At 67.0% G+C, this 15,043-nt stretch carries 19 protein-coding genes; 10 read left to right on the top strand and 9 right to left on the bottom strand.

The features are described 5' to 3' along the window. Positions 1-4 precede the first annotated feature (4 nt). The 3 genes from hemA to ahbB are packed head-to-tail and all read right to left on the bottom strand — an operon-like array spanning position 5 to position 3,127. Positions 5-1,351 carry a glutamyl-tRNA reductase gene (hemA, locus tag BM337_RS06320; RefSeq protein ID WP_089814989.1) on the bottom strand — a complete coding sequence of 449 codons (1,347 nt, stop codon included), beginning with the start codon at positions 1,349-1,351 and terminating at the stop codon, positions 5-7. After that, positions 1,348-1,995 carry a precorrin-2 dehydrogenase/sirohydrochlorin ferrochelatase family protein gene (locus tag BM337_RS06325; RefSeq protein WP_089815600.1) on the bottom strand — a complete coding sequence of 216 codons (648 nt, stop codon included), beginning with the start codon at positions 1,993-1,995 and terminating at the stop codon, positions 1,348-1,350. The genes hemA and BM337_RS06325 overlap by 4 nt, the downstream gene beginning before the upstream one ends. Positions 1,996-2,050: 55 nt before the next feature. Beyond that, the gene (gene ahbB, locus BM337_RS06330) at positions 2,051-3,127 is read right to left on the bottom strand and encodes a siroheme decarboxylase subunit beta (protein ID WP_089814991.1); all 1,077 of its coding nucleotides are present in this window, start codon (positions 3,125-3,127) and stop codon (positions 2,051-2,053) included. Positions 3,128-3,320: 193 nt separating this feature from the next. On the opposite strand from ahbB, the gene BM337_RS06335 reads away from it, so the two are divergent. Beyond that, positions 3,321-3,599, top strand: coding sequence for a zinc ribbon domain-containing protein (locus tag BM337_RS06335; RefSeq protein ID WP_089814993.1), 279 nt, complete (start codon positions 3,321-3,323; stop codon positions 3,597-3,599). Between the two features lie 93 nt (positions 3,600-3,692). Here BM337_RS06335 and BM337_RS06340 read toward each other — a convergent pair whose 3' ends face one another. The 3 genes from BM337_RS06340 to BM337_RS06350 all read right to left on the bottom strand — a co-directional run bounded on the left by BM337_RS06340 (position 3,693) and on the right by BM337_RS06350 (position 4,671). Then, positions 3,693-4,127: a DUF5778 family protein gene (locus BM337_RS06340; RefSeq protein ID WP_089814994.1), complete on the bottom strand. Its 435-nt coding sequence runs from the start codon at positions 4,125-4,127 to the stop codon at positions 3,693-3,695. A gap of 152 nt (positions 4,128-4,279) precedes the next feature. Continuing rightward, positions 4,280-4,474 carry a cold-shock protein gene (locus BM337_RS06345; protein ID WP_089814996.1) on the bottom strand — a complete coding sequence of 65 codons (195 nt, stop codon included), beginning with the start codon at positions 4,472-4,474 and terminating at the stop codon, positions 4,280-4,282. 2 nt (positions 4,475-4,476) lie between these two features. After that, a complete protein-coding gene (locus BM337_RS06350) occupies positions 4,477-4,671 on the bottom strand; it encodes a cold-shock protein (protein WP_089814998.1) in 195 nt (64 codons plus the stop codon). A 128-nt stretch (positions 4,672-4,799) separates the two neighbouring features. Here BM337_RS06350 and uppS point away from each other — a divergent pair, with 128 nt between their 5' ends. After that, complete coding sequence (gene uppS / locus BM337_RS06355; RefSeq protein ID WP_089815000.1) at positions 4,800-5,717, top strand: polyprenyl diphosphate synthase; 918 nt, start codon at positions 4,800-4,802, stop codon at positions 5,715-5,717. A 140-nt stretch (positions 5,718-5,857) separates the two neighbouring features. Here uppS and BM337_RS06360 read toward each other — a convergent pair whose 3' ends face one another. Further along, positions 5,858-6,466, bottom strand: a complete 609-nt coding sequence (locus tag BM337_RS06360; RefSeq protein ID WP_089815002.1) for an undecaprenyl diphosphate synthase family protein — start codon at positions 6,464-6,466, stop codon at positions 5,858-5,860. 170 nt (positions 6,467-6,636) lie between these two features. Here BM337_RS06360 and BM337_RS06365 point away from each other — a divergent pair, with 170 nt between their 5' ends. Together BM337_RS06365 and BM337_RS06370 are read left to right on the top strand one after the other, a co-directional pair. Beyond that, positions 6,637-8,028: a DUF92 domain-containing protein gene (locus tag BM337_RS06365; protein ID WP_089815004.1), complete on the top strand. Its 1,392-nt coding sequence runs from the start codon at positions 6,637-6,639 to the stop codon at positions 8,026-8,028. Then, on the top strand, positions 8,025-8,441 hold the full coding sequence (locus tag BM337_RS06370) for a GNAT family N-acetyltransferase (protein WP_089815006.1): 417 nt from the start codon (positions 8,025-8,027) through the stop codon (positions 8,439-8,441). The genes BM337_RS06365 and BM337_RS06370 overlap by 4 nt, the downstream gene beginning before the upstream one ends. A gap of 20 nt (positions 8,442-8,461) precedes the next feature. Here BM337_RS06370 and dnaG read toward each other — a convergent pair whose 3' ends face one another. Both dnaG and BM337_RS06380 read right to left on the bottom strand, forming a co-directional pair. Then, positions 8,462-9,925 carry a DNA primase DnaG gene (dnaG, locus tag BM337_RS06375; RefSeq protein WP_089815008.1) on the bottom strand — a complete coding sequence of 488 codons (1,464 nt, stop codon included), beginning with the start codon at positions 9,923-9,925 and terminating at the stop codon, positions 8,462-8,464. A 227-nt stretch (positions 9,926-10,152) separates the two neighbouring features. After that, a complete protein-coding gene (locus tag BM337_RS06380) occupies positions 10,153-10,881 on the bottom strand; it encodes a sugar phosphate isomerase/epimerase family protein (RefSeq protein ID WP_089815010.1) in 729 nt (242 codons plus the stop codon). Between the two features lie 102 nt (positions 10,882-10,983). On the opposite strand from BM337_RS06380, the gene BM337_RS06385 reads away from it, so the two are divergent. The 6 genes from BM337_RS06385 (at position 10,984) to BM337_RS06405 (ending at position 14,852) form a co-directional block, all read left to right on the top strand. Then, positions 10,984-11,331, top strand: a complete 348-nt coding sequence (locus BM337_RS06385) for a tRNA-binding protein (protein ID WP_089815013.1) — start codon at positions 10,984-10,986, stop codon at positions 11,329-11,331. Positions 11,332-11,440: 109 nt separating this feature from the next. Continuing rightward, a complete protein-coding gene (locus BM337_RS06390; RefSeq protein ID WP_089815602.1) occupies positions 11,441-11,758 on the top strand; it encodes a DUF3311 domain-containing protein in 318 nt (105 codons plus the stop codon). Then, the gene (locus BM337_RS06395; protein ID WP_089815015.1) at positions 11,751-13,256 is read left to right on the top strand and encodes a sodium:solute symporter family protein; all 1,506 of its coding nucleotides are present in this window, start codon (positions 11,751-11,753) and stop codon (positions 13,254-13,256) included. Before BM337_RS06390 ends, BM337_RS06395 begins: the two co-directional genes overlap by 8 nt. A 114-nt stretch (positions 13,257-13,370) precedes the next feature. After that, positions 13,371-13,538 carry a hypothetical protein gene (locus BM337_RS21015; protein WP_177227220.1) on the top strand — a complete coding sequence of 56 codons (168 nt, stop codon included), beginning with the start codon at positions 13,371-13,373 and terminating at the stop codon, positions 13,536-13,538. Positions 13,539-13,633: 95 nt separating this feature from the next. Then, on the top strand, positions 13,634-13,882 hold the full coding sequence (locus BM337_RS06400) for a hypothetical protein (protein WP_089815017.1): 249 nt from the start codon (positions 13,634-13,636) through the stop codon (positions 13,880-13,882). A gap of 46 nt (positions 13,883-13,928) precedes the next feature. Next, a complete protein-coding gene (locus BM337_RS06405) occupies positions 13,929-14,852 on the top strand; it encodes an HFX_2341 family transcriptional regulator (RefSeq protein WP_089815019.1) in 924 nt (307 codons plus the stop codon). Positions 14,853-15,043 lie beyond the last annotated feature (191 nt).

Genomic DNA, 15,043 nt, shown 5'->3' on the forward strand with positions numbered 1-15,043 from the left:
TAGTTCAGTCGTCGCTCAGTTCCTCGAGGACCCCGGTGGGCATCTCCTCGCGCATCCCTTCCGGGATGTCCTCGACGGCCACGCCCTCGGCGAACGACGGCTGCGTCTGGCTGTCATCGTCGGGCCCGAAGTTCGGGTCGAACAGCTGGAGCGCGGTGTGGATGGTCGACCAGTCGTCCTGCTCGGCGGCGTCCCGGAGGCTCCGGGTCGGCGCTGAGAGCAACTGGGAGACGATGGCGTCGGCCATCGACTCGACGACCTGCTGCTGGTCGTCGTCCAGGTCCAGCTTTCCGAGCGCGGTCTCCAGCTCCCGGGCCTTCACGCGCTCGGCGCTCTCGTACATCGCGGAGATGACGCGGTCGGCGCGCTTGCGCTTGTACTGGGTCAACAGGTTGTCGAACTCGGCGTCGATCATCGACTCGACGGCGACGGCGGCCTCCCGGCGCTCCTCGCGGGTCTCCTCCGTCACGGTCTCCAGCGCGTCCAGGTCGAGCACGGTGACTCCCGGGAGGTCGTCGACTTCGGGGTGGGCGTCGCGGGGCTGGGCGACGTCAACGACGATGGTCTCCCCGGCGTCCGCGAACGCGTCGGCGTCGACGACGTGGTCGGGGCTGTTCGTCGCCGTGACGACGACGCGGGCCTCTTCTGCGGCCGCGGCCAGCGCGTCGAGGGCGACTGCGCTGGCCTCCACGTCGACGGTGTCGGCGACGTACTCCGCGTTGGGCACGGTTCGGTTGGCGACGATGAGGCGGTCGACCTCCTCGGCGAGGGCCTCGGCGGCCAGCCGCCCCATCTCGCCGGCGCCGACGACGACGCCGGTCGTGCCGTCGAGGGCGACCTCCCTGGCTGCGAGCCGGACCGCCGCGGAGGCCAGCGACAGCGTCCCCTCGTTGATGGCCGTCTCCGAGCGGGCGCGCTCGCCGACGTGGAGCGCCTTGGTGATGCCGTCCTCCAGAATCGGGCCGAGGCCGTCGACGGCCCGGGCGTCCTCGTAGGCGTCCCGGACCTGGCCGAGGATCTGGTCCTCGCCGAGGACGACGGATTCGAGCCCCGCGGCGACCCGAAGCAGGTGGCGCAGGCTCTCCTCGTGGCCCATCGACACCGTGACGTCCGCCGGGACGCGGTCGGTGAACAGTGAGAGTGCCTCGCCGGCGGTCTCGTCGTCGCCGACGACGTAGGCTTCGATCCGGTTGCAGGTCTGGAGGACGAACGCCTCCTCGACCCGCGAGTCGGCCAGCAGCGCCTTCACGGCGCCGCGCTGGCTGTCGGTGGACGCCGCTTCGAGGTCGTCCATGCTCGAGCGTTCGTGGGAGATACTCACGCCCGAAATGACGCCAGTCCCGCGCTTCACGACGAATCACCGGTGTTGTTCGAGATCACGGCCGAAACTACTTGGCTTGGATTAGATCTGCCACTATCTAAAGCCTTCCAAACACGGCCAGAATTGACAACGCGCCTGACGGCCGCGCGGCGCTCCTCCGGCCCCATCCCCTCGTCTCTGAGATCCTGGCGGAGTTCGGCGGTGAGTTCTGCCATCTCGCCAACGCCGGCAAACTCCTCCTCGAAGCGCTCGCGGAGGTACTTCGACACCGCCGGACTGGTGCCGTCGGTCGAGACGGCCATCGTCACCGGGCCGTCCTCGACCGTCGCCGGGACGACGACGCTATTGGCGTCACGCTCACCGCTCGCATCAGTCTGATTGACGAGGACGCCGCGCTCGTCCGCGACCTCGGCGATGGCATCGTTCAACGCCGCGTCGTCCGTGGCCGCGACGACCAGCGCGGGGTCCGTCCGGTCGATCCACTCGACAACGGCCTCGGCGTCGGGCGCCTCACGGACTCTCTCCGCCCCGCCGAAGTCGGCGTCCGCGAATTCGGGGCTGACGACCACGACGTCGGCCTCGTCGGCAAACTTCCGGGACTTCCGCGCGCCGACGGACCCCCCGCCGAACACTAGCACGGTCTCGTCCGTAAAGTCGTGGAACAGCGGAATCACGCTGCCCACCCCACAATGTAGGTACGCCCCAGTTCATCGTCCGCACGCCCGTTCATCAGTCACCCTCTGCCGGATCGATCACGTTCGCTTCGGCGCGCTCGTCCATCCGGATGCCGGTCTTTTTCAGGATCTGGGTCGAGAACAGCGAGTCCCAGTCGTCGTCGCCGACGTCCCAGAACGCTTCCATGCGCTCGCGAACCTGCTCGATCCGTTTCTCACTCTTTGCCTCGCTCCGGCCGTGGGTCATCGCGAAGAAGTTGTACGGCCAGACGCCGTCGTGGCGCGGGCGCTCGTAGCAGTGGGTGACGAAGTCGAACGACGCGATAGCTGGACCAACCTCGTCGACCACGTCGTCGGGGACGTTCCAGACGGTCATGCCGTTCTCCGAGTAGCCAAGCGCGTAGTGGTTGGGCACCACGCCGACGCGCCGAACCTTGCCCTCCTGTTCGAACCGTTTGATAGTCTCTACGACCCACGACGGATCCTGGCCGATGACCGACGCCACGTCCGCATAGGGCGTCGCGGTGATGGGCAGGCCGCCCTGGATCTCCAGCACCAGGTCGAGTTCGTCGGGTGTCAGCCCACGACGCTCCGTCGGCGTCACGTCCGGTCCCAGGTCCGACAGGTCGAGGCCGTCTGGCAGGTCTTCCAGCGGGCCCTCGACGGGGAACTTCGCCTCGACGCGGAACTCCTGCTGTTTGGGGAGGTTGTAGGTCGCCTGGCCGGTCTCGTCTTCGATGTCGCCCAGCACCTCTGCCACCCTGTCTTCGTCGGCAACGCTCACGACGAACCAGACGTTGAGATGGGGGTGCTCGCGCTCGTAGTTGTGCGCGACTTCGGGGTGGTCGTTCACCTGCTCGACGACCTCGTCGAAGCGCTCTTCGGGGGCGTGCATCGCGACGAGCGTCGCCGTGCCGCCGATGGCCTCGGCGTCGATGAGCGCACCGAAGCGGGAGAGCGTCCCCGCCTCGTCCATCGCGGCGATACGGTCGACGAGTTCCGACTCGGTCACGTCGATGCCCGCCTCGCGGAGCGCGGCCGCTGCGGGTTCGAACGGCCGCTCGGTGACGGGGAACCCTCCCTGGAAGGCGTTGAGAATACCCCGGTCCACGGGGTCGATATCCTCGGTCATGGCCAATCGTCGGTCCCGGGACGGCATAAGGGCCCCGGCGGCGCGCTCGCCGTGCCGACGGCCCGCACGCCGGGTGACAGCGACTCCGGCGACCGGCCTCACAGTTAGGGATAGGCCATCGTTGCTTCCAGTCACGTATCACTCGGTCCTCACTCTCGATGGGTCAAAACAGTTGCCGAACCAACACCTTCTCGTGCTCCCCGACGTCACGCTCGGTGCGAACCTGCTCGTCTACGTCGCCCTGGGCCTCGCCGTCCCGCTATCGTTCGCCGCGGCGTACCGGGTCGTCGACCGGCTCTCGCTGGGCAACTACGTCGATCAGTACCAGACCGTCGCGCCCGACGCGAATCGCGCGCTCGAAGCGCCGCCGAACGACGCCACTGTCGACGGAGAAATCTGTCCACACTGCGGTGAACGCAACGATCCGACGTTCGAGTTCTGCCGGTCCTGTACCGCTCGCGTGGCGGTCTGACGGCCCGTTCTCATAGTGGTGGTTGTAACTACTTACCGGCGTTCGACGGCACCGGCCACGTCGAACGCCGGGACGGGCTTACAACCACCACTATCACCCTTTGACGCTGGTGACGTCGTAGCCCGCGTCCTGAACGTCCGCGACGATGCCCTCCTGATCGGCGCTGGCCTCGTAGTAGAAGATGAGGCGGAAGGCGCCGTCGCGGAGCAGCTGCTGGCACTCCCAGACGAACTCGTCGCCGTCGATGGTCTTGCCCTGGTGCTGGTTCGAGGAGAAGTCCGGGTCGTCGTTGCCCGAGTAGACGTACACGTCCGCCGGGTCGTGGCCCGCGTGCTCCGAGATGATGTCGCCCACTTCCAGCGAGGCCTCCATCATCTCGATGTCCTCCTGGCCGTCGTATGTCGTGTGGACGATGACGCCGTTCAACTCGATGTCGCCCGGTTCGAGCAGCGCCTTCGTCCGCTGGTAGAGGTCGTTGTCGATGGCGTCGCGGTCGACCGTCTCCCCGTCCTCCTCAGTCGTGCCCATGGGCTGAATCGGCCGTCTGTCCCCATACCTCTCACGATTCCTCGCTCGAAGTCCATAGAACATGTTCGAACGAATTCGAGGAGTTACGCACTGCTAGCGTCGCCACTCACCGATTACCTACCGAAAGAAATCACAACTGGAAGCAACGCCGCTTACAGTCGCGTCAGGTTCTCCGCGCGCGGACCCTTGTCCGCCTGCACGATGTCGAACTCGACCTCCTGACCCTCTTCCAGGTCGGGGCCGCCGACGTCTTCCATGTGGAAGAAGACGTCGTCGTCGGCATCGTCAGTCTCTATGAAGCCGTACCCTCCGGTATCATTGAAGAAGTCGACTGTGCCAGTCGCCATGGTTACAGTCGCTCCACGTTTTCAGCCCGCGGACCCTTGTCCGCTTGCACGATGTCGAACTCGACTTCCTGACCTTCTTCTAAGTCAGGGCCGCCGATGTCCTCCATGTGGAAGAAGACGTCCTCGTCGGAGTCTTCGGTATCGATGAAACCGTATCCGCCTGTGTCGTTGAAGAAGTCAACCGTACCGGTCGCCATTGCAACCGTCTAAAAGCGATTCAACTATTAAAATCCTGCGGCCAGGGGGCCGTCTGCAAGCTCGGACACCGAGGACGGGCGTCCGCGGAGCACAAGCTACTTATCGACTGCCTGAAACCATTGACACAATGCTAACGCGGGTCCGCGCGCTCGCCCAGGGAGTCTACGAGCGCATGCTGGAGTGGGAACTCTCTTCGACGCCGTCGCACGTCGCCGTCATCCAGGACGGCAACCGCCGGTACGCGCGAAAGGAAGGAAAGGAGACGACCGAGGGCCACGTCGAGGGCGCCGAGACGACAGAGGCGCTGCTCCACTGGTCGGACGAACTCGACATCGACGAGGTGACGCTGTACACCTTCTCGACGGAGAACTTCAACCGGCCCGAGGACCAGCTCGAGGCCATCTTCGACCTCGTCGAGGAGAAGCTCCGCGCGTTCGCCGACGCCGACCGCGTCCACGAGAACGAGGTCCGCATCCGCGCCATCGGCGAGTTAGAGATGCTCCCCGAACGCGTCCAGGACGCCATCGACTACGCCGAGCGACGCACAGCGAGCTACGACCGCCTCCACCTCAACGTCGCGCTCGCTTACGGCGGCCGGAGCCAGCTCTTGAACGCGGCCCGGGACGTCGCCAGCGCCGTCGCCGACGGTGACCTCGCTCCCGAGAACGTCGACGTCGACGCCGTCGAGGAACGCCTCTACGAGGGGCCGACCCGGGACGTCGACCTCATCGTCCGCACCGGCGGCGACGAACGGACCTCTAACTTCCTCCCGTGGCACGCCAACGGCAACGAGGCCGCCGTCTACTTCTGTGCGCCGTACTGGCCGGAGTTCCGCCGGATCGACTTCCTGCGGGCGATCCGGACCTACGAGAACCGCGAGGAATCGTGGCGGAAACACCGCGCCCGCCGTGCCCTCGCGCTCGTGCGTGCCGTCGGGGCTGCCGAGGCGCCGAAGGCCCGCCAGGTACTCGGGCGGTTCAAGGACGCGCTCCCCAGCGCCGAGCGCGAGGCCATCGAGGACGAGGTCGAACCGGCTGCGGACTGAGTCGCTCCGTCCGACGAGTGCCGGTCTGCGTATCGACCGAATCTCCGAGGGACTCCCTTTGGTCGCCCCTCGACGTTTGGACGCTTCACGGGGCTCAGCGTCCAAACTGCCGTCACATCACAGATGCGACGTAATTCGGCCTACCGGCCGAATCTCCGCTGACGGTCCTGGTAATCCCGCAGCGCCCGCAGGTAGTCGCGCTCGCGGAAGTTCCGCCAGTTCACGTCGGTGAAGTACAGTTCCGAGTAGACTGACTGCCAGATCATGAAATCCGAGAGCCGTTCGGCGCCGGTCTTGATGACCAGGTCCGGCGCCGTCGGGAAGACGAGCCGTCGGTCGACGTCGTCCTCGTCGATGTCTTCGGGGTCGAGGTCGCCGGCCCTGGCCTCCTCGGCGAGGCCCTTGACCGCCGTGGCGAACTCGTGTTTCCCGCCGAGGCCGATGGAAATCTGGACCGGTGCGTCTACTTGCTCGTCGTCGTCGGGGCCGCGGACGGCGACTTCGCCGGGTGCCCTGACGCGTTCGAGTTCCCGGCGGAGCGTCGGCACCGCGCCTTCGTCGAGGACGCTGACGTAGACGACCACCTGCTCGGTACCGAACTGGAACGCCAGATCGAGGAACTGTTCCAGCGTGTCGTAGGCGTCCGGTTCCAGCAGGTCACGCTCGGTGATGACCAGCGCGACCGTCTCGGGCAGGTCGGCGTCGCTGGACTGGAGGCGGGCAGCGAGGTACCGGTCGTAGAGTGGCACGCCTGTCACTTCGGCAGGGGTACTCCTAAAACTCACTACTCGACGGGGTCCCCGGCGGCGACGCCGCTCCGAACACGAAAGTGGTGATACGTCGACAGGCGGGGCCGCTGGCGGGCGCTGACGTGGGGAAGTCCGGAAAGGGTAAGTGCCTCTCCGCGGAACGGCGGGACGTGACATCGACTGTCCGGCGGGCCGTGGCCTTCGCACTCGTCGGCAGCCTGGCGCTGCTGGCCCCGGTCGTCGTCGGCACCGGGTCCGACACGGTCGCCGCTCTCGCCGCGCCGCTCGGGGCGGCACCGTCGCTCGTCGCGACGGCGGCGATGGCGGCACCGTTCGTGCTCGTCGCCGCCTTCGCGCTGACCGTCGACGACGACCGGGCCCTGTTCGACCTGTTCGCCCGTCCCGGTGACCGACAGGACGGGACGCTGTACGGCCTCGCCGGGTTCTCGCTCGCGGCCGCCGGTCTCGCACTGCTGGCCGGTCAGTTCGGGCTGCCCACGTGGGTGTTCGTCGGGAGCGTCTTCGTCCTCGGCGTCGGCAACGTCGCCGGCAACGCCACCGACGCGTTCACCGGCGAGCGCATCCTCTCGACCGCCGGCTTCGTCGTCGGCGGGTTCGCCGGGGCCGTCGTCGGCCAGGCCGTCGCCGCACGACTCGTCGGCATCGACCTGACCGGCGAGTTCGTCGCGGTCGTCGCCTTCCTCGCCGCCAGCGGTGCGCTCCTGGGGGCGCTCCTCCGGTCGGTCCTCTTCGAGCGCGACGACCCCCTCGTGATGGTCTCTATCGGTCTTTTGCTGTGGCTCCTCTCCGATCTGCCCCTCGAAGACGTGACGACCACCCGCATCGCCGTCGCGCTCGCCGTGACGGTGGCGCTGGGCTACGTCGCCTACGCGCTCGACACCGCGTCGCTGCCGGGGATGCTCACCGGCGTCTTCCTCGGCCTGCTGACGATGGTGCTGGGCGACTTCCGGTGGTTCGCCATGCTCATCACCTTCTTCGGCCTCGGGGGACTGGCCTCGAAGTTCCGCTACGAGGAGAAGGAACGCCGCGGCATCGCCGAGGAGAACGAGGGCGCCAGGGGCAGCGGCAACGTCCTGGCGAACTCGCTGGTCGCGCTGGTCGCCGTCATCGGCTGGGCGGCCAGCCAGGACGTCCCCGACCTCGACTCACTCCTGTTCCTCTTTGCCTTCGCCGGGTCGCTGGCCGCGGCGATGAGCGACACACTCTCTTCGGAGATCGGCGGGCTCTACGACGACCCCAGGCTCATCACCACGTTCGAGCGCGTCGACCCCGGAACCGACGGTGCCATCACCTGGCAGGGTGAGGTCGCCGGGCTCGTCGGTGCCGGCATCATCGCGGGCATCGCCGGTGCGCTGTTCGACCCCGTCGACGCGGTGGGCGCGGTCATCGTCCTCGGCGCCGGCGTCGCGGGGATGACCGTCGACAGCCTCCTCGGTGCCACTATCGAGGGCCGCCTCGTCGACAACCAGGGCGTGAACCTGCTGGCCACCGTCGCGGCGGCCGTCGTCGGCGTGGCGCTCGCCGTCCTCGTTCTCGCATGATCAGGCCCGCCGAACCGGCCGACTACCGAGCGCTCCGTGCGATTCAGGAGGCTGCACTCGACGAGCACTGGCCCGACCTGCTCGAACTCGGCGTCGACGGCCCGCCGATATGCCTCGTCGCTGAGACGGACCGGCCGGTCGGCTACGCGCTCGTCGTCGACGGCGACGACGTCGCGTACGTCGCCGAACTCGCCGTCGCACCAGCCGAACAGGGCCAGGGGTACGGCTCCGAGTTGCTGGCCGCGCTGCTTGACAGGCTCAGATCGGCGGGGTTCGAAACTATCCGGCTGACTGCGCGGGCCGACGACGACCGGGTGCGTTCTTTCTACGAAACCTTCGGCTTCGACGCGGTCGACGAGGTGCCGGACCACTACGACGACGGCGACGCGGTCGTGCTGGCCAGGTCCCTCTAGTATCGCCGGGTCCGGCCCCGCTAGAAGTCGTCTATCGTCCGCACGCGGACGTTGGTGGGCTGTTTGACGTACTCGCCCTCGCTTCCACCGACGACGTGCCGGACGCCGCGCTGAGCGGCCACGTCGAGCAGGCGCTGGGTGACGGGCCCGTCGAGCACGACCGTCTCGGGGACGGCGTCCAGTTCGTCGACGAGGCCGAAGGCGTCCTCGACCGCCCCTTCCTCCAGCACTCGCGCCGTCTCGTCGAGCAACCGAACCCGGCCGGTGTGGTCGGCGATGACTGCCTGGACGTGGCCCGCCACCGTGTTGGTCGTCTCGCTCGATGCGGTGTCGGTCGCTGTCGCGGACGACGACTCGGCGGTGGCGGTCGTCTCCCCCGCCGTCACTTCCACCGTCGACGCCGTTTCGGCCGACGCCGCGCCGTCGCCGGGTGCCCTGGATATCGGAGCGTCGGTGTGCGCAGACTGGCCCGCGGTTCCGCCGTCCGCCTCGGCCATCTCGCCAGTGGCCTGTTCCGCGGCGGCGTCGCCTGCGCTGGACTCGTCGGTGGTGGATCCGGCGACGTCGGGCCCGTCACCGGCTGGATCAGGGGTGCCGTCGGGCGTACCGTCGCCGGCCGCACTCTCGTCGTCAGATAACTGCGCGTCGGGTTCTCGCTCGCCGAACGGGCTGGATTCGGTCGCTTCGACGACGGTCTCGGCGGGCACCTTCTCCCGGAGCGCCGCGGTTATCTGGCCGCGAGAGAGGTCCTCGACGCCGGTGCCGGGCGGGGCGAACGCGACGTAGTCGACCGAGCCGACCTGCGTGAGTTCCTTCATGATGAGTTCGCCGCCGCGGTCGCCGTCGAGGAAGGCGGTGACCGTCCGGCGCTTCGTCAGCTCGGCGACCGGTTCGGGGACGTCAGTTCCCTCCACGGCGATGGCGTTCTTGACGCCGTACTGCAGGAGCTGGAGGACGTCGGCGCGGCCCTCGACGACGACGACGGCGTCGCTGTCGGCGACGCGCGGGCCGGCGGGGAACCCTTCGTACTCGGTGACGTTCTCGACCCGGACGCGCTGGCGGACCTCGTCGACGATGTCGACGGAGGTGACCGCGTCCGCTTCGAGGTCGGCGAGCAGGTCCGTCGCCCGGTCGACGACGGTGCGTCGTTTCGCCTGCCGGACGTCTTCGAGGTCGCTTACCTCGATAGTCGCCCGGCAGGGACCGACCCGTTCGATGGTCTCCAGCGAGGCCGCGAGCAGTGCCGTCTCGACGCGGTCGAGCCCGCTGGCGATGGTAATTTCGCCGAAGGACTGACCGCCTTCCGAGTCGACGTCGACGTCGATGCGACCCACCTTGGAGTGGTCCTGTAGCTCGCGGAGGTCCAGGTCCTCCCCGAGGAGCCCCTCGGTCTGGCCGAAGATGGCACCGACGACGTCGTTTCGCTCGACGACTCCGTTGGCGGTGATGTCGGCGTGGATGAGATATTTGGCTGAATCGTACATACTGTCCTCTGGGTGCGGCGGCGGTCGGCACTCGCGCCACCGCGTGGATTGGTAGTAAATTCGGTGTCGCGACTGAAATAGCTGCCGACCCGGGCGAAAACGTCGACCAAGCGTCTCAGACGGACTGTCGTAATTCGGTGTCGGTTCGCCGCCACAGATACGCTGTGTCACGGTCACGCCCTCCCCCGAACGACGATGCCTGCCGGGAACAGTTACGACCGTCCGTCTCAGACGTGCCGCGACAGCACGTCGGCGCCGTGGGGGATCGCCGCGACGGGGTCGCGCGGTTCGTCGTTCTCGTAGACGAGCCACTCGGCGCCGATCTCGTGGGCCGCTTCGGCGACGGCGGGGATGTCGAGGTCACCCTCGCCGAGCGCCGGTACCTCGTCGCTGTCGAGGTTCACGTCCTTGAGGTGGACGTGTGAGATCCGGTCACGGTACCGGTGGAGCAGTTCGACGGGGTCCGCGCCGCCCGCGAGCGCCCACCCCGCGTCGAGTTCGAGCATGAAGTCGGTCTGTTCGGCCAGCAGTTCGTAGGCGACGCCCGCGTCGGTCTCGACGAACTCCTGGTCGTGGTTGTGGTAGTGCATCGTCAGGCCCGCTTCCGACAGCTCCTCGGCGAGTCCGGAGAGGCGGGCGGCGGTCGCCTCGACCGCCTCGACGCTCTCCCAGTGTTCGGGGTCGAGCCACGGTACGACGACGTCGTCGTAGCCGAGCGCGTCCGCGGCCGCGACGACCGCGTCCACGTCGTCCTCGATGGCGTCGATACCGACGTGGGCCGAGGCGGCCTGGAGGCCAGCGTCGTCGAGTGCGGTCCGGACCGCGGTGTGGTCCGCGTCTTCGACTCTGTAGGCGAACTCCACGCCGTCGTAGCCCGCTTCGCCGACGTCGGTGAGAATCTCCGGCAGCGGTTTCTCGATATCGCGGACGGTGTACAGCTGAATCGCGGTCTGCATGCCACCTGCTTCGGATCGCGCCCTGAAATAGCTACGGCGACGCGCCTGTTGCCGTCATCGACCCGACACAACTGTTTACGAGTTGGCGGTAGAGTGCCAGCTATGGGCATCGAAGAGGACGACATCGATCCGGCACAGTTCCTGGAAGACGTTGAGATGCGCGTCGGCGAAGTCGTCTCCGTCGAGGACTTCCCCGAAGCGCACAAGGACGTGTACAAACTCGAGGTGGACTTCGACGAGGAGGTCCGCCAGTCTGCCGCCGGGCTGACGGACAACTACGACCACGAGGACCTCCTCGGTAGTCAGGTGCTCGCTGTCGTCAACCTCGGGACAGTGAACATCGCCGGGTTCGAGAGCCAGTGTCTGGTCACCGGCGTCGACGACGCGGACGGCGACGTCGTCCACCTGCAACCCGAACGCGACGTCCCCAACGGGACCCGGCTCTACTGACGGCCGTCGGATTCTCCGATCAGACGATTCGAACAGAATTTCTCTTCGATACGTCTCTTCTGAGAGATTCGTCATTACTATGTGCGACCAGTCCAACGATACGCCAATCATGAGTGGCGCGAACGCGGCGCGTGGAGACCAAGAGGGCCGACTCCGGCTGGCAGGATGGGCCGCCGTAGCCTTCGTGCTCGTCGCGCTCGCCGTGCCGTGGTTCCTCTGGCGGGACGCGACGGTCGTCGCCGGCCTGCCGCTGTGGGTCTGGTGGCACGTCGGCTGGATGGCGCTCGCGTCGGTCGTCTTCTACGTCTTCACGAAACGCGCGTGGGGAATCGGTATCGTTCGGGCCGACGCCGGACACGGCGGGACGACCGAGGCGGAGGACCCGGTCGACGGCGAGGACAGCGCGGAGGTGACCAGGCGTGGCTGACACCGCACTCCAGCTTGCCATCGTCGGCGGGTACATGGTCCTGGCGGCTGCCATCGGCGTCGTCGCCTACCGCCTGACCGACCGCACCGCCGAGGACTACTACCTCGCGAGCCGAACCTTGGGAACCGTCGTCCTCCTGTTCACCACGTTCGCGACACTGCTGTCGGCGTTCACCTTCTTCGGCGGCCCGAACCTGGCGTTCAATGCCGGGCCCGAGTGGATCCTGGTGATGGGGTTGATGGACGGGATAATCTTCGCCGTCCTCTGGTACGTCCTGGGGTACAAGCAGTGGCTCGTCGGCCAGAAGCACGGCTACGTCACGCTCGGCGAGATGCTCGGGGACCGCTTCGGCTCGCGGTGGCTGCGGGGCGGCGTCGCCGCGGTCAGCATCTTCTGGCTCTTTCCCTACGTCATGATCCAGCAACAGGGCGCCGGCCAGGCTATCGTCGGGCTGACCGACGGCGCGGTGCCGTTCTGGGTCGGCGCGGGCGCCATCACGCTGTTCATGATCGTCTACGTCGCCGTCTCGGGGATGCGCGGCGTCGCCTGGACCGACACCCTCCAGGGACTGGTGATGCTCGGGCTCATCTGGGCCGCCGTCGCGTGGGTCCTCTCCGCGGTCGGCGGCCTGAGTTCGGCGACGGCCAGCATGGGGGAGGCCAACCCCGAGTTCCTCGCGCTGGGTGGTGGGCTCTACTCGCCGCAGTACGTGATTTCGACGGCGGTGAGTATCGCCTTCGGCGTGACGATGTTCCCCCAGATCAACCAGCGATTCTTCGTCGCTCGCTCGGAGAAAGTGCTCAAGCGTACGCTCGCGCTGTGGCCGATACTCGTCGTGCTCCTGTTCGTGCCGGCGTTTATGCTCGGCGCCTGGGCCGCCGGTCTCGGGGTCACCGTGCCGGAGAACGGCAACGTGATCCCGGCCATCCTGAACGAGTACACCGCCGGCTGGTTCACGGCCGCCGTCGTCGCCGCGGCGATGGCGGCGATGATGTCATCCAGCGACTCGATGCTGCTGTCCGGTGCGTCGTACCTGACACGGGACATCTACCGGCCGCTGACGGGTGCGAGCGCGACAGGCGAAGCGGGCGCGACCGAGAACGAAGATGGCCGCGAGGCGCTGGTCGCCCGAGTGGGCGTCGTCATCTTCGCGACGCTCTCGTTCGTCGCCAGCCTCTACTCTCCCGGGACGCTCGTGGAGATCGGCGACACCGCGTTCGGGGGCTTCGCCCAGCTCGCGCTGCCAGTTCTCTTGGCGCTGTACTGGCCCCGGACGACGCGCTGGGGGATGTACGTCGGTCTCGGCGGGGCGCAGCTGTTCTACCTCGTCAACGTCTTCCTCATCGCCGACCCGGCCCAGTACTACCTCGGCTGGTCGGCGTCTATCGTCGGGATGCTCCTCGGCCTGCTGTTGACCGTCGTCTTCTCGCTCGCGACGAACCCCTCGCCCGGTGAGGATTCGTCACTCTACGCCGTCTCCGGCGTCGAGAGCGACTGAGCGGGGGACGGCCCCGAACGATTCACGAAACGTCGCTTCCAGCGGGTCATCCAGTCCAAATCTCGCGCCGTTACGGAACTGACATTTATTATCCGTTCCGTCGGTAGATCGTTCATGGGTAATGGTGACAATTCGGGGGGTACTCCCCAGACGCTGGGACGGTGTAGCGAGTGTGGGAGCGTCTATCCCGTCCAGACTACCGCGTCGGGGGAGTTGCGGCCCATCGGAACCGACGGGGGCTGTGAGTGCGGGAACGACGACTTCGAGCCCGTCTCGGAGTAATCGTAAGGTCGGCCGAGTTCGACCGTGGCTGGTACGCCGAAGTGGTCTGTTGGACGGATCGTAGCTATTTTTCTCCGGTAGTTCTACCGTAATGTATGGGTCAGATCACCGCGCTCGACGCGTTCCGGTACGCGACCGGTGGAGAACTGCTAAAACTCTACGCCGTGGCCGTCGTCGTCGGCATCTGTTCGTACCTGAGTGCGATCGGGCTGGTCGTCGCTCCGCTCCCTGTCAAGCTATTCGCGCTGGTGATATTCGCCATGGGAGCGACGCTGTTGTTCGGTGGCCTCCTCGGGGCGCTGTACAAGGTGTTGACCGACTCCCGCTCCGTCGAGACGGCGTAGGATCGATTCTGGTCCTTTTTATACCCACAGGCCCGCTATGTCAGGTATGCAGACCCACATCGTGCCGGTCGGCTTCGACTACGACCGGCTCATCGCGCCGCTCGTGCGCGAACACCTCGAAGTGGACCGGGTCATCCTGCTGGAGGGGGCGGTGGGCAGCGAGGCCAACGTCGAGTACTCGCGCAACCTCGCCGAGAAACTGGAGAAGGACTACCGGAATCTGCTGGGCGCCGAGACCGAACGCGTCGTCGTCGCGGACGTCTACGACTACGACGCCGCCTTCGAGCAGGCCTTCGCGCTGATCAACGCCGAACTCGACCGGGCCGACGACGCGGCGGTGTGGGTCAACATCTCCGCGATGCCCCGCACCGTCTCCTTCGCCTTCGCCACGGCGGCCCACTCCATCATGGTCGAGCGCGAGGAGGACCGCCAGCGGGTCCACACCTACTACACCGTCCCGGAGAAGTACCTGGAGACCGAACTCGCCGAGGAACTACGCGAGCAGCGCGACCTCCTCGACGACGTCGTCGAGGAGGTCGACGACGAGGAACTGGCCGAACGCGTCGACGAGCGCCACCGGGCCGCCGAGGACCTGCTCGACGAGTTCGACGAGCGCGGGACGACCATCGGTGCCAAGGAGGTCGGCGGCAGCCACGTCGTCGAACTCCCCGTCGCGCTCTTTTCCAACGTCAAACCGTTCGAGGAAGTCATCCTCTTCACGCTGGGCGAACACGGCGAGTTCGAGAGCGTCAGCGAACTGGCCCACGAACTCGCCCGCGAACTCGGCGAGGAGTACACCGACAGCTTCCGCTCGAAGGTCATCTACAACGTCGACCGCCTGGGCCCCGGCGGCAAGGGCTACATCGAGCAGGAGGAACACGGCAAGTCCTACCGGACGCGCCTCTCCCGCATCGGCGAACTCTGGGTCCGCGCTCACTCCGGCGACGAGGACGACGAGCTCTCCGTCTGACGAACGGGTTCGTTGTCGCTTCTGCGTGATTTGACTCCTGGCTGTTCAGTTCGAGAGTGACCCACTGACGGCAATGGTCCGATCGAAACGTCAGCGACCCAGTAGCTGCGTCGCTCACACGCAACCAGTGAGCACCCGTGATACGTACTGGGCGTATCAGACATGAAGACAAACCTGAACGAGAGGAAAGT

This window comes from Halomicrobium zhouii (assembly GCF_900114435.1).
GTDB classification, from domain to species: Archaea; Halobacteriota; Halobacteria; order Halobacteriales; family Haloarculaceae; genus Halomicrobium; species Halomicrobium zhouii.